Origin of the sequence: Bacillus crepusculi (assembly GCF_014764715.1) — a bacterium.
Classification (GTDB): domain Bacteria; phylum Bacillota; class Bacilli; order Bacillales; family Bacillaceae; genus Bacillus.
Genome location: NZ_JACXXE010000001.1, coordinates 151,578 through 165,202, shown reverse-complemented (window position 1 = coordinate 165,202; position 13,625 = coordinate 151,578). Strand labels below are relative to the sequence as shown.

The window sequence follows — 13,625 nt, the reverse complement described above, 5'->3', positions numbered from 1 at the left end:
CTGCCTCCTCTACCACTGAAGTCTATTCCCATCTCTCCATAATTCTCCTGTTGGTCCATCTCGAGGTAGCTTCGCTGCCCAGACAATCCCTGATGCACCTTCCTGCACGGTTTTAATAGCTTCTGATGTTCCCATGTCAGTTTGCACCCAGCCTGGGCACACAGCATTGGCAAGGATTGAATAAGGGGCTCCCTCTAATGCTGTGACTTTTGTCAGAACATGCAAAGCAGCTTTTGACATCCGATAATATGGCCCGCTTTTACCGTCACGCCTGACATCGTCTGATGGGCAGATGGCTGAGAGCCTTCCCATACCGCTAGATACATTGACGATCCGTCCATACCTAGCCTCTTTCATGTAAGGAAAAACGGCCTTCGTCATTCTGACTGCACCATATAGATTGACATCCATCGTTTCTTGGAGTGTCGATACAGAAAGGTCTAGAAAAGATGGAAATCTTTCATTCCTCATATTGTCATGAAAAATTCCAGCATTATTAATCAACACGTCTACTCTTCCGTACGAATCCTTAATAAATGCCGACAATCGTTCAATCGTTTCTATATTTGTGACATCCAGTTGAAACGGAATAACCTGCTCATTCATTTCAGAAGCCGCTAATTGGGCGCTTTCAAGCTGCCGAGCTGTCAAAATCACGAGCATTCCATCTTGAGCAAGCTGTCTGCAAACTTCTTTCCCTATGCCCCTATTTCCACCTGTGACAACCGCAACTTTCATATCCTCATCTCCTTTTGGAGATACCAATCTTCCTTCAGCTGGTGCGATGCAGATTCTAGTGCTTCAAAAGACCAATCAATATACCAGTTAAGGAAGTGGGGCGTATGCTGATGCAGGAGCATTAAATATCGACCTGTTGGAATATATAATAGTCTGATAAAAGCAGAGATAGAGCGCCATTCGTTTTTCGATAAATTTTCGTCATAGGCCTTTAAAAATTGAATCGTTTTTACCATATCTAGTTGAAACGTCCCGCGCTTGATTCTCGTTAACAAAAAAGCAGAGATGGCGGCATCATATATTCGCGGTCTATAACTTGCTGTATCAAAATCAAGTACCATGGCCAGCTTCTTGTTACGCATAAGGAGGTTGCCAGCATGAAAGTCACCATGTGTGACAGCATGAGGCAGTGCCTCATAAATACTTGGATTTAACAATGTAAGGACATTCATAAGCTCCTGTTCATACACTTTGAGTAAAGCAGCAGCCTTTTTAGAAGAAACAATTTTTTTTAGTACACAAGCTGTCTGGTTCAACGTATCGTCAGGATAAGTCAACCAGTTTTTCAGTTCACAATTTGGATTCACAGGACCTTTCGGCAAATTCTTCAATGAATGAAGCTTTTTTAATACCAGAATGGCTTCTTGTTCATCTGAACGATTTCCCATTTCATATGGTCTTCCTTCAAAAAATGGTCGCAGCTGCCAGAAGCTCTCTTTGTATAAAATGGTTTTATGCTGGTTCTTGGCCTCAATCATAGGTTGAATCGGATAATCATGGTCAAGCAGTGCATCTGTTAAATCTTCTAAATAACGAAGCCATTCAGCATCATGATTCCTAACACATTTTTTTAATACAAATCGTTGTTTCGTGTATTCTACTAGCCATCCGGCATTAGGGCTTCTTCCATTTAAAGGTGTTACACGGTGAGGCTGTTCCGAGAACCAGCATTTCAGGACATTGTAAGCAACATGTAAATTCGTCATGGCCTCACCCCTTTTCTTTAAGATGATTGATTTTCTTTATCACCTGTTCTACCTCTTCTCGCTTGTTTACTCGTAGACATGTCACATGTGATGCTTCCTTTAATTGATGAAAAAGCTTTTCGTTATGATGGAGGACCTCTGGATACACATGAAAGGCATATGAGAAAAATTGCAGCGCATTGCCAATCCTCTCCCTATTTCCATTCCAAAGCTTCTCTTTTGTGATTAGACGTTTAAACGTCCTTTTGATGAGACTAGGAAACGTCTGTCTTCTCTTCACATCGAGCCAAATGATCGTATCAGCATATTCAGCCAATATGTGATGAACAGATGAATATTGTCCATCGACAACCCATTTCCTTTGTTTGACAATTTCATGAACGTTTTCAATAAACAGCTTTTTATCTGTCTTGTTCCAGTCTGCTTGCCAGAAAAGGGCATCGAGCTCATAGTGAGGTAAGGATAAGTCCTGTTTCAATCGGTTTGCGAGTGTCGTTTTCCCTGATCCAGGTGGACCAACAATCCAAATGCGCTGGCTAACTCCTTCTTTACTCAAGTTGTTCCCTCCGTTACAGAACACGTTCATGCTTTTGGATGTCGTTTTTCACTTTTAATAGTAAAGCAAGCGCTTCATCCCAGTTTAGGTTTTCAGTTAATTCAAATACAGGTGTTTCTCTTGTACCACTTGAACTGATGGACACATCTTCACATAATAAATCTAATTCCTCCGCCGAAAAGCCTTTTTCCCTTAACAGCTGGCCAAAAAGTGTATGCGAGGGTGACAACCTTTTTCCAGATGTACTAAAATAACGAATCATTCCGGCCATTGCCTCTATAGGACCTGGTGAAAGATGTATGCCGTTAAACCGTGTACAAACGTTTGTTAAGCCGAACCTTTTTTGCTCTGTGAGCAGCATGTGTTTAAAGGATCCTTCTCTCGCTTCGTGAGGATCAGTTGCACCAATAAAGTGTTCTCTCATCACCCTCATTGGCTTTTGAGTAAAACATTCAATGACAATAACAGACCGCCTAGGGGTAGTGAACCAATCAATTTGACAAGGATGGAATGAATTGAGCAGGAGCATCTTTTCTCCGTCCACCTCTACCTCAATTGCATATGTCCCTGCACCTAACTTATCCACCTTGACATTTCTTGTTAAAAGCTCTAAACCATATGGCGTGAGCTCTTGATACTTTTGTAAAAATTGATGTCCTCCATAAATCAAATGTTCCTTCGTTCTATACTCCGGGTATTTTGTTGACAGCACCTTTTTTGCTGCTTCTGACAATTCACTCAGACCGTTTCTAGAAATTCGATTGAGCATCCCATATTGATTTTCTAATATTTTCTCTTCTTTCAAATATAAGGATGATAAAACGCGGACGGCCCCTATTTCTACATCATCATCAGCTAAACGGTTCAGTAATTCATCTAGTATTCGATCCAGCTGAACCCCCTGATGGATGTTGGTTAATTCAGGCTTGAGCATGATGAGAACATGATGCTGATTCATATCCTGATGTTTTTTGACTTCGTATGGTTGAATTGTCACTGTCAAAGGCTCTTCTGTATTCACACATGCATGGACTGCATCAATGACTTTTTTTTTCATCTTTTTTACCACATTGTAATGCCTTTAAAAATTAAATCTTTTGTGACATCGCCCATTGAATGTACAGCTTTCATGACAAGATCTTCAATTCGCCTTCTTTCTTCCTCATCTCCATCCCATTGTTGAATACGAACCGCAATTTCATCAGGGTTATGGAGAGGTGCCTCTTTTGAAGTAAAGATATGCACTTCTGTTGGCTTTTGAATGGTTTCAAAAATTTGATCTGCCAACCTTTGAGCCAGCACTCCGTACAATTTCCCTGTGTGATCAAGTGGGTTTTTTCCAGCTGGAGCTTCAATACTCATTGATCGCATTGGCGTGATAAGTCCATTTAATCTATTCCCCCTGCCAACTACTCCCACATCCCCAGTATCCGCCACAGATCCAAGTGCTGTTAAATATGGACGACCGTTGCGATCGGTTGCGTTTAGCATGAGATCCGGTTTAAGTCCTAACGTTTCATCAATATACTGCGCGATTTGATCCTGGCATTCTTTTTTACGAGCAAAATACTCATCTATGCTATGAATATCTTTTGCTAAGAAAGGCATATTCACAATGAGTTTGAATTCTTCATGCCGCCTGCTTCCAAATATTTTCACGTCCCAGCCAGTATCTGGGTTTACCCTTTTAAAATCTGGTCCATTTACATAACGCTCTGTATAAAGAACCAACTTTTCAAGACGGCTTAATGGTGCATGAGCATGTAATAAGTTACAGTCATTTGAAACAAGCTTTGGATCACCGATCTCAATCATGTCTGTTTCGACCATCGGACGATATCTCGAGTCTTTACGACCAGCCCCTTGATGATCTACTATTCGGCAATCAATGACGAGATGCTCGTCAGGATCGAATCCTGTTGTCACTTCTGATAGCACATCCTTAGCTGCATCAAAAAGGATTTTCTTAAGAGGAATCGGCTCCTCGCCGTATGCATACGCCCCTTTTCCAGCAAATACAACTTGATAAGGCTTGACCATCGTTCCTTTCCCATACTGTACATCTGCATCTCCGCCAAGAAGCATGACTTTGTCAAACCAGTGATGTGCCACTCTTCCGAAATGCTCCATGCAATATTGAGAGTAGTATTGAGAAGCTCTTTCTGCTATGGCATCACACATTGTATCTGGATGCCCTACGCCTTTGCGTTCTACAAGCTCATATGGAATTTGTTCAATATCTTGGCCATCGCCTTTTAAAATATCAAGAATTGTTTTTTGAATTGTTTTCATTATCTATCGCCCGCTCTCTTTTAAAATATAAAAAATATTGATAGATCACCTTAATTCCGCATGAAACATTTGGTAATATATATATATTCTGTATGAAAGAGGTGTCTATTTTGATCAATGAATTGATCATACAGCGATTACAAGAAAAAACCACTGATATTAAAAAGTTACTGAAACAACATCAAATCCCTGGCTGCTCCGTGTGCATTTCCCATGAAGCTGAGCAAATTTGGTCATGGCATGAGGGACTAGCTGATCTGGAAAGTGGCACTCCAGTCACAAAAGACACAACCTTTCGAATTGGCTCTGTGACTAAACCTTTTACTGCAATGGTCATGATGAAACTGCGAGATGAGGGGTTGATTCAACTCGATAAGCCCATTCAGACTTACGAACCTTTACTATCTTTATTAAAAAGTCATGTATCTGAACCAGTTCCTCTCACTTTCCGTATGATTGCCTCTCATATATCGGGCCTGCCCAAAACACTAGATAAAGCGAGCCAGATAAGAGATATAACATTAGCTGAGTGTATTGACATGCTCACCATATTCACACCACCTTGGTCTATCATCAATTATTCTAGCCTTGGCTATTCTATTTTAAGTAAAGTACTAGAGAAAGTAAGTGGCCAACCATTTAGAGAGTTAATGCAATCCCAGATTCTAGATCCGCTCCATTTGAAGCAAACTGGGTTTATTGAAACACCATCCACAGCAAAAGGGTATACAATTTCTTCATCTGGCTTATCTGATATATCCTATCCAAGTGCTGAAACACCATCTTGGGAAGACGGTTCAAGTGGACTCTTCTCTACCGCAGATGATTTGATTCAGCTCATCCAAGCTCAATATGACGGAAGCCGCCTGCTTCATCAGCATTCGTTAAAGGAAATGCAAAGCCCCGTTATGGTTGAAGAAGATTTCAGCAGAGGCGTTGGCCTTTCATGGTTCTTAAGACCTTTCAACGGATACACCCTAGCTGAACATAGCGGAGAAATTAAAGGATTCACCTCCTATATCGGATTCATCCCAAAACAAAAATTAGGCATTTGCATTCTATTAAACTCTGACGAACGGATCGCAAGACCAATCGCTGATATGCTCTTTCAACTCATGCTTCCAGCAGATAATGAAAAGATGAAAAAGCGTGAAGACCGGCTCAAACGAATGTTTAGACAATCGTCTATTTAAATTGAACTTGCTTTTTTGTTTAATAAATCTGGAATCGCTTTCTGCAGCTTTCGCGGATCGCCCTCTAAATAAAAACATGGCATGTGAAACAAGTGATGGATGAGCTCAGATGCCTTTTGTTCAAGAAAGGTATCTGAAACACTTCGAAGCCCGAGCCAGCCTTTTAAATAATCAGGATCTTCTGGCTCTCTTATATTTGCTACCATAATGTCTTTCGCTTTTTGATCATCTTTTTTTACTGGCACCAGCCTAATTTCACCTGAACCTATTTTGAGTGAGGGAAAAATCACCATATCTACCTTGGTTGAGCTTCGAATGGTTGTTCCAGTCATTTCAGCAGCTTCCTTTGGCGTAATTTCAAACTTACAGCCGCTCGCCCATTTTTCTTTCGCTTCTTCTTCTGTTGAAATGGTTTCATCCCATATTCTTTCATCCTGAGACCTGCTAAATGTTCTATTTTTTAATTCCTGTATATTTGTTGTTGCTTGGACAGTTCCTACTCCAAGCGCTAAGCACATCGGCCACCCATATACAGTAAGTTCCTGATCTTCAAGCATCGAAATGGACCGATCATTTGTGATAAAGTCAGCTCCTCCATTATGCAAAAACTGCCACATAGTGGTAGACTTCCCTGCACCTTTATCTCCTATAATTAATGCGCCTTTTTTACCTTCTTCAAAAGAGACAGCTGCTGCATGCGTAAAGCATCCCCCCTGATTTTCTAACGTTCTAAGCGCGATTTCTCGAACGATTCGCAGTGGACAGCGTATCGCAGACTCATTTTTATTTTTTCCGATCACAGCATAACGTCCTTTAACAACCGCCACACTGTGCGGCTCGTCACCTTCATGTGATGCAAAGAAAATTTGATCGTCTGACTTGAATCGTTTGTAAGTAAACTTTCTTTTTGCTGTAATCGTTTCACCTTTTTTGAAGCAATCGCTGCGAATGGATTGTTCGAGCACCGGATCAATGATAAAACGTATGTCAATCTGTGAAGGGATATCGCCGATATGGCTGACTGGCTCTTTCGGTATATAATGTTCAATATCTTCAATAGCAAGCGATTCTGTTGATAAAATTTTAAAATGAATCCCTGCAAACACAAATGATTTCTTATATGGAAACGCTTCCTCAGACTTTTCAAAGAGTGCCTTTATATCCATTTAGATTCCTCCTTTTTCATTTGCTATTGCCTTTCAGGAAATAGCTGTATGGCCGGTTCCTCTTCAAGCTCATCGCGATTATCCAGACTAAAAAAACGATCGACAAAGGATTTTTTCCAAAGTTTCAAAGAGCCGAAATCATTTTCACCATACGTTTCTAAGAAAGATTGATCACTCATGTCTAGCTTCTGCAAGTGGTCGATATAGTTCGTTTGATATAATAAGTCTAAAAAAGTAAACGTGTAAAAAAGTGCTTTTTCAGCTCCTAGTTCCTTCGCTCTTTCTTGTAAGGCATGCCAATCGAGTTGGTGTTGCTTTTCAGCGTACATGACATATTCCCTTACATCACAAAACTTGATCAAATTAAGATCTGCATGTAAGTAGACATACTGTACATTTGTTGCCTCCTTGTATAAATGGAAGGCAAGATGGATGAGAAAATCTAAAGGTTGAAGCAAATAGGTGTCCGTTTGAAAAAATGACTTTTCTTCAGAAGCATCCAGCAAAGCACTTGTTGCCTGATAGTTTTTCTTCAGCTCAACATCATAAGAAAAATCGACGCGGTGTACCTTCAAAAAGTCTTCTCCACTCCGTTTAATATGAGAATAGAGATTCCCCGCATTGATTCTCCACATCATTTCTTCTTCTCGAGAAATCGGAATTTCTTGATCGGTTGCCCAGTCATATTTCCCAATGATAAAACCTTCATTCTTGAGCAATAAAGATGCACTCTTTCGATCATCTGGGTGAATCAGGAAGTCAAGGTCTGACATCATTCGCAGTCCATAATCTTTGTATACAAGCGGTGTTAATATGGCTCCTTTAAGAGGGACCGCTTTCAGCTTTGCCTCTCGAAATGTTTGTAAAAGACGCTTGAATTCTTGAAATCTCACCATGTTTTTTTGACGATTGCCTATATAGTGATAGTGAAGCAAAAATTTGTACGTTGTCGTTATGTCTTTTTCGACATCAAGGCGAATCAAATGGGGTGTAACAAGCTGAAGCACCTTATGTCTAGATGCAAGTCCGATAAACTTCGGCATATCTATACCATCATTTAATAAGTCTCTAATGGACTCTTCTTCTTGTTCATCTAATTGAATACGTGAGCCAAGTAATAATAGCCTCTGCTCATTTGAGAGAGTGGATTGATCCAAAACAGCCCGCATGCTTGACTACCCCTTCCCATATAACGATTTAAATCTTGTGATAAATCGAGAACGTTTCCCTTTTCGATTGGCTGGCATGTCCAAATCACCAGTTAATGTATCAAACCATTTATCTGCCTCATACGCCTTTTCACTGTCATATTCAATTTCTAATTCATAATCTGTCATCCCAAGATAGCTGCTTTGATCTAAGTCCACTTTTACGCCTGTCTCCATGTAAAAGGTTGTGCGTTCAGTTACTAATAAACCTAATAATTCTGGATGTTGAGTGAATGTAAAAGGCAGAGACGTTATTATGTTCTTTAAATCTAACTTTTGCGGTAAATCATCAATAGGAAATGAAGTTTCTTCTCTTATTCTTTTATATCCAGAGGTTTGACTGGGACTTTTTATCTCAAGTGTTAGTTTATCGCCGATTTGTCGGATACGTATCGTATAGCCAAATCGCTTAAATAAAAAATCAGGGGTGTCGTAGTAGTAATTGAAGTTAAGTATATGAGTAGGTTGATGACTTCGACTTAACGTATCGTGTATGTGCTGAAAATCTGTCTGTGACAGCAAATATTTATACTCTTGCTCAACCATGATTCACCTCCAAAAAAAACTCAAACCACAATGTCGGATTGTTCAAGTAGCTCTTGAAGTAAAGCCGTTCCTTTTTCTAAAGAAGTAAATGCCTGCTTTAATGAATAACAAGGGATCTTTTTCGCAAGTGTATCAAGAAATGGTTCTAACTCTTGAGGTGTCGGCAATGTGAAATAAGGTAGTAAGAACTCATTATGTCTTCCGGGATTGATCACCGCATGCTGCTTCAGGCGCTCCGCTGCCTCTTGTGGAGTGATTTTAGAAAGCTCTGCACCGGTTTGTCCGTGAGGTAAAAATTCAGGAAACACGATCACATCGATTTTCCCCTTTGTTTTAACTGCCCGCGAAAACCATTTTTCTAATTCCTCTGGATATACAAAATGATAGTTCTTATCATCTTCATTAAATGGATGACTCGATGTTTGGAGCCTGTATTGAGTACCGAGCGCTTCGATTGCTTCAAATGAATCTTTACGGATGCTCATTGATCTCGGCCATCCAGTGCCTGTGTACTGATTGTCCTTGTATTCAATACCTATGTCATCATTTGTTATATAACGGGCATCGGTTAAGGCTAACATGGATAAAATTGTGGATGTTTTCCCCGCTCTAGACCCTCCTATCAATGCAACACCTTTATGATTCATCTCCATTATGCCGCCGTGCAAGTAGATGAGTCCCTTTTGATAACACATAAGACGAAGCAGAACTCTTATTAGCCGTAATGCGTGTTGCGCCACCCACCGCACATCCTTTGGCTCGTCAATGACGATCACTTTTTTCTCTCCATGATAAAGGTAGCGGCAACGTGGCTCCAGCTTGGTTTCGTAAAATACTTCTTCAAGTGTCATTTCCTTTTGAATTTTTTGTGCGTATTCACCTGTTAAAATCGTCCAAACTTCTTCATGTGTCCCTGCTGTTTTGTTCCAATCAATATAGGGATGGACTTTACTCATAACTAGATTCTGTATGGATTCATCTGCACCTAATACTACGCGAGCATCTTCTTTCTGATAGCTTACATATGACAATGAATGCAACCCCTTATGATAGATTTGTAAAAACAATTGCATTTTTTTCCTGAATCAACCAAAATGTAAAGTGTATCGATCTCTTAGAAAGGAGCCACGACATGAATGAACTGACATTAACAGAAGTTGAAGAACAGATTGTCGAACTAGTGATGAATAAGTTGTCACTCACTGAGCAGCCAGGTCGGGATGATAGTTTAAAAGCTTTAGGGTTAAATTCTGTACAAATCGTCTCATTTGTTATTGCACTTGAGGATACCTTTCATGTTTCGTTTGAAGACGAAGAATTACACCCGGACCACTTCCGCACCTTAGATCGACTCTTTACTTTGGTTAAAAACAAACTAACTAAGACGCTGTAATGACTTGTGCCATAAATAAAGAGCGGTAATGCGAGGAGGCTTCCATCAGCTCCTCGTGGGTGCCGCAGCTTTGAACTCCACCGTCCTCCAGTACATAAATCATATCTGCATTTTGTATGGTCGATAACCTGTGCGCAATGACCAGCATGGTGTTTCCCCCTTTGGCATCGTCGATTCCTTTTTGCACCTTCCTTTCTGTCTGCCGATCAAGTGCGGATGTCGCTTCATCTAATATAAGTAAATCAGCTTGTTTTAGAAGAGCTCTGGCGATTGCTAAACGCTGTCTTTGTCCGCCTGATAGGGAAATTCCTCTCTCTCCAATCACGGTATCAAATCCTTTTTCAAGCCCTTTTATGAAGGAAAGAATTTGCGCGATCTCACAAACTTGTTCAAGCTGTTCATCTGTAATATCTGTTAATCCCATGATTAAGTTCATTCGTATAGAGTCCGGGAAAAAATAGGGCTCTTGGGGCACAACTGCTACTCGTTTTAAAAAATGAGATGCCTCGATGTCTTTTAGATCAACTCCATTTACTAGCACCCTCCCACTATCAGATCTATAGAGTCCTACTGCCAACTTTGAAATGGTCGATTTCCCGCTGCCGCTCGCACCAACAATGGCGACTTTCTTTCCCTTTGGAATATGGAGATTCAGCCTGTCTAAAGCTCCCTTTGCTGTCTGTTCATAAGAGAAACAAACCTCTTCAAACAGCATATCTTCCACATCATCTATACGTTTTGTTCCTTTTTCCTCCCTTTCCACATGCAATACTTCTGAGATTCGATGAATCGATGCACGCTGGTGGAAAAATTCAAATACATACTGAAATAATTCCTGATAACTTTTCATTAGTTGAGATGCATATTGATAAATGACGACAAATAAACCAATTGACATTTTCCCCGCTGCTACTTGATGAGTCCCAAACAAAAGCACAGACAATATGCCTACCCATTTTAGTGGCTCTGTCAAAAAAAGAAGCTTATTTTGAAACTTCCCTTCTTTGATTACGCTATCCATCATTTTGTTGAATAGCTTTTCATACAAATGGATCTCCCATTTGCGCCTGTCAAATGCCACAATCTCTCTTGTAGAAGAAATACCTTCTTCAACGTGCACAAATAAATCTGATTTTCTCTCCTGCACATCTTTTGCTATGAGGGTTGCCTTTTTCGCCATTGTTTTACCAACAATGAAATAACAAGTGCTTGCAAAAAGAAGCAGGAAAAATAAAATAGGACTCACAGATAGTAATATGACGGATAAAACAACAGCCATGAAAATTGTTTGGACAATTTTCGGTATATGTAAAGCAGCAGTGACAGCGACTGTCTTTACATCTTGATTGAGCTTGTGTAAATAAAAACTAACAGGATGTTTTTTATAGGTTCTCATCGATACTTGCTGGAGCTGATCCATCATCTTTTTCTGTAATGAATGGTGGATAGAAAGATAGTTTTTATGCATCACATATGGGCTAACGACAAACATCACAACATATACGAAGAAGACAATGGCAAACAACATGAGAATATAGTTAAATTGTTCACCGCCATTACTCAGAAGAACATCGTCAATCAGCCACTTTTGCAGCCCGATCATTGCTAAATTCGCTGTAGCCTCTATCAAAACAAATAAAAGAGCGAGGAAGAGCAGCCATTTTTGTCTTGCGATCAAAAGAAACAGCCAGTTTTTTTTCATTTTACACCTGCCTCCTTTTCTGATCGGTCAGACGCTAATTGATAAAAATGACCCTTTTTCCTCATCAATTCGTTAAAATGCCCAGTCTCTAAAATGCATCCATCTTCTATTAAAATAATTCTGTCAAAATGTTTCACTGTTGATAGCCGATGAGCGATTGCAATGACAGTGGAATCTTTGAAAGTTTGATGCAATGCTTGCTGGACTTTTTGCTCACTGACACTGTCAAGAGATGCTGTTGCTTCGTCGAGCAAGACAATGCTTGGATTCTTAGCAAATAGTCTAGCAATGGCTATCTTTTGCTTTTGACCACCAGAAAGCTTTAATCCCCTTTCACCAAGTATGGTGTCATACCCATGCTCTAGTTCTCGTATAAACGAATCGCAATCAGCTTTTTTTGCGGCATCAATGAGTTGTTGATCTGAAAGACTTGTATCTCCAAAGCGAATATTGTCCTTTACACTCATATTGAATAAAAATGTTTCTTGAAAGACAAACCCCATGGCCCCTCTTATTTGACTAGTTGGTAAGCGGTGCAAATCCATTCCATCAATTGTAATGACCCCAGATGCAGGGTCATAAAAGCGGCCAATGAGTTTAAGAAGTGAGGTTTTCCCTCCCCCGCTCGTACCGACGAGCGCTACTTTTTCGCCACGCCGAATCTGTAGATTCATCCCTTTTAATAAAGGGGGATGGTTTGGATAGTGAAAATGGACTTCATGAAACACGATATCGCCTTTTACATGATCAAGCAGGATTGGCTGCTCAGGTTCTTTAATATCGGGTGTTTTTTTCATAAAATGATATAATGGTTCAATTTGAAAGGTTAAGATTCGTTGTTCTGTTAAAAGCGTGACAATGGAAGTGAGCATATGCATCGCAGAAAAATAATACAGTATATATGCCACAAAACCGCCTGTTGTCAGCTGGCCATTTTTCACAAGATAGATACCGACAGCAAAAGTAACAAGAGCGCCAATATAATATGTGAGACGGCGGTTGCTTCCTCGTAAATAAGCGAAAAAAACATTTTTTTCATGATCATGGTGTACCTTTTCATGAAGTTTTTGAATCCGCTCCACATCCCATTTCATATACCCTAATATTCTAAGCTCTTCCATCGAAGCAAGACTTTCGTATAATTTTGTTTGTAGCGTGCGAAAGCCTTCAGCACTTTGTCTACCATAGACGGTTGCCTTTTTTTCAAGCCATGGGCCAAAGATATAGTAGAGAATAAAACTGGGAATGATGATCAGTGTGAGTAAGATAGAAATTTGTATCATAAAGTAAAGTGAGATGGTGATAAATAATGTCTGGTTGATAAATTGTGGGAAGTATCGTCTGTAAATTTCTTGTACAGCTCGTGTTTGTGTGTTAACAAAGGAGAGTGTTTCACTAACAGAATGTTGTTCGTAGTATGAGAAACCGAGTTGACGGATTTGCTGGAAGGCAGCAAATTGTGAATCTCTTGAGGCTTGTTCAATTAATTTTCTTTGCCATAAATTACGTGCGGCAGTCAGTATAATACCAATTGCAATTAGGCCTGTTAGCCCTAGCAATAATCCATTCATTTTTGAAAAGTCTTTCGCTGGCAAAATGGTCTCAATAAAATATTGAATAAATTTAGGTATAATGAGTTCGCTCAACGTAATAACGAAACCGCTCATAATGACTAGAATGACTTTACCTGTATAAGGTTTTAAGAATGAAAGTGTCCATAAATAAACACGCCATAACTGTTTTGAATCCTTATCGTTTTGTTTCAATCCATCACCAGCCTTTTGCTCTTTTTCAACAAAAAACGGAATTTTTTTACAAGTTTTTCGATCCTTGTTTGGATTATAT

13 protein-coding genes are annotated in these 13,625 nt (G+C 39.8%); 2 read left to right on the top strand and 11 right to left on the bottom strand.

Annotated elements, in window-relative coordinates; all coding sequences use genetic code 11:
* Nucleotides 1-9: 9 nt before the first annotated feature.
* Genes IEE86_RS00830 through IEE86_RS00810 form a run of 5 tightly spaced genes read right to left on the bottom strand, consistent with a single transcriptional unit; the run spans nucleotide 10 to nucleotide 4,572 of the window.
* A complete protein-coding gene (locus IEE86_RS00830; protein WP_191095503.1) occupies nucleotides 10-738 on the bottom strand; it encodes an SDR family NAD(P)-dependent oxidoreductase in 729 nt (242 codons plus the stop codon).
* On the bottom strand, nucleotides 735-1,724 hold the full coding sequence (locus IEE86_RS00825) for a phosphotransferase enzyme family protein (RefSeq protein ID WP_191095502.1): 990 nt from the start codon (nucleotides 1,722-1,724) through the stop codon (nucleotides 735-737). Before IEE86_RS00825 ends, IEE86_RS00830 begins: the two co-directional genes overlap by 4 nt.
* Nucleotides 1,725-1,728: 4 nt before the next feature.
* Nucleotides 1,729-2,280 (bottom strand): AAA family ATPase, encoded by a 552-nt coding sequence (locus IEE86_RS00820; protein WP_191095501.1) that lies wholly within the window; start codon nucleotides 2,278-2,280, stop codon nucleotides 1,729-1,731.
* A gap of 13 nt (nucleotides 2,281-2,293) precedes the next feature.
* Nucleotides 2,294-3,337: a hypothetical protein gene (locus tag IEE86_RS00815; protein WP_191095500.1), complete on the bottom strand. Its 1,044-nt coding sequence runs from the start codon at nucleotides 3,335-3,337 to the stop codon at nucleotides 2,294-2,296.
* 5 nt (nucleotides 3,338-3,342) lie between these two features.
* Nucleotides 3,343-4,572: a methionine adenosyltransferase gene (locus IEE86_RS00810; protein ID WP_191095499.1), complete on the bottom strand. Its 1,230-nt coding sequence runs from the start codon at nucleotides 4,570-4,572 to the stop codon at nucleotides 3,343-3,345.
* A gap of 110 nt (nucleotides 4,573-4,682) precedes the next feature.
* On the opposite strand from IEE86_RS00810, the gene IEE86_RS00805 reads away from it, so the two are divergent.
* Nucleotides 4,683-5,765, top strand: a complete 1,083-nt coding sequence (locus IEE86_RS00805; protein WP_191095498.1) for a serine hydrolase domain-containing protein — start codon at nucleotides 4,683-4,685, stop codon at nucleotides 5,763-5,765.
* Here the strand turns inward: IEE86_RS00805 and IEE86_RS00800 are convergent.
* The 4 genes from IEE86_RS00800 to IEE86_RS00785 are packed head-to-tail and all read right to left on the bottom strand — an operon-like array spanning nucleotide 5,762 to nucleotide 9,716.
* Nucleotides 5,762-6,931 carry a phosphoenolpyruvate carboxykinase (ATP) gene (locus IEE86_RS00800; RefSeq protein ID WP_191095497.1) on the bottom strand — a complete coding sequence of 390 codons (1,170 nt, stop codon included), beginning with the start codon at nucleotides 6,929-6,931 and terminating at the stop codon, nucleotides 5,762-5,764. The two genes, IEE86_RS00805 and IEE86_RS00800, sit on opposite strands and share 4 nt — an antisense overlap.
* Before the next feature lie 23 nt (nucleotides 6,932-6,954).
* A complete protein-coding gene (locus IEE86_RS00795) occupies nucleotides 6,955-8,100 on the bottom strand; it encodes a nucleotidyltransferase domain-containing protein (protein WP_191095496.1) in 1,146 nt (381 codons plus the stop codon).
* A gap of 6 nt (nucleotides 8,101-8,106) precedes the next feature.
* A complete protein-coding gene (locus IEE86_RS00790) occupies nucleotides 8,107-8,685 on the bottom strand; it encodes a CYTH domain-containing protein (RefSeq protein ID WP_191095495.1) in 579 nt (192 codons plus the stop codon).
* Between the two features lie 20 nt (nucleotides 8,686-8,705).
* Nucleotides 8,706-9,716 carry a hypothetical protein gene (locus tag IEE86_RS00785; RefSeq protein ID WP_191095494.1) on the bottom strand — a complete coding sequence of 337 codons (1,011 nt, stop codon included), beginning with the start codon at nucleotides 9,714-9,716 and terminating at the stop codon, nucleotides 8,706-8,708.
* A 101-nt stretch (nucleotides 9,717-9,817) separates the two neighbouring features.
* Between IEE86_RS00785 and IEE86_RS00780 the strand changes: the two genes are divergently transcribed.
* A complete protein-coding gene (locus IEE86_RS00780) occupies nucleotides 9,818-10,078 on the top strand; it encodes an acyl carrier protein (protein WP_191095493.1) in 261 nt (86 codons plus the stop codon).
* On the opposite strand, the gene IEE86_RS00775 is transcribed toward IEE86_RS00780, so the two are convergent.
* Both IEE86_RS00775 and IEE86_RS00770 read right to left on the bottom strand, forming a co-directional pair.
* Nucleotides 10,065-11,780 carry an ABC transporter ATP-binding protein gene (locus IEE86_RS00775; protein ID WP_191095492.1) on the bottom strand — a complete coding sequence of 572 codons (1,716 nt, stop codon included), beginning with the start codon at nucleotides 11,778-11,780 and terminating at the stop codon, nucleotides 10,065-10,067. The two genes, IEE86_RS00780 and IEE86_RS00775, sit on opposite strands and share 14 nt — an antisense overlap.
* A complete protein-coding gene (locus tag IEE86_RS00770) occupies nucleotides 11,777-13,546 on the bottom strand; it encodes an ABC transporter ATP-binding protein (protein WP_191095491.1) in 1,770 nt (589 codons plus the stop codon). Before IEE86_RS00770 ends, IEE86_RS00775 begins: the two co-directional genes overlap by 4 nt.
* Nucleotides 13,547-13,625 lie beyond the last annotated feature (79 nt).

Bases quoted from the DNA above. Each gene is read 5' to 3' on its own strand.
- IEE86_RS00775 (WP_191095492.1), bottom strand. From the start codon at position 11,780: ATGAAAAAAAACTGGCTGTTTCTTTTGATCGCAAGACAAAAATGGCTG.
- IEE86_RS00790 (WP_191095495.1), bottom strand. From the start codon at position 8,685: ATGGTTGAGCAAGAGTATAAATATTTGCTGTCACAGACAGATTTTCAG.
- IEE86_RS00800 (WP_191095497.1), bottom strand. From the start codon at position 6,931: ATGGATATAAAGGCACTCTTTGAAAAGTCTGAGGAAGCGTTTCCATAT.
- IEE86_RS00810 (WP_191095499.1), bottom strand. From the start codon at position 4,572: ATGAAAACAATTCAAAAAACAATTCTTGATATTTTAAAAGGCGATGGC.
- IEE86_RS00825 (WP_191095502.1), bottom strand. From the start codon at position 1,724: ATGACGAATTTACATGTTGCTTACAATGTCCTGAAATGCTGGTTCTCG.
- IEE86_RS00795 (WP_191095496.1), bottom strand. From the start codon at position 8,100: ATGCGGGCTGTTTTGGATCAATCCACTCTCTCAAATGAGCAGAGGCTA.
- IEE86_RS00815 (WP_191095500.1), bottom strand. From the start codon at position 3,337: ATGAAAAAAAAAGTCATTGATGCAGTCCATGCATGTGTGAATACAGAA.
- IEE86_RS00780 (WP_191095493.1), top strand. From the start codon at position 9,818: ATGAATGAACTGACATTAACAGAAGTTGAAGAACAGATTGTCGAACTA.
- IEE86_RS00830 (WP_191095503.1), bottom strand. From the start codon at position 738: ATGAAAGTTGCGGTTGTCACAGGTGGAAATAGGGGCATAGGGAAAGAA.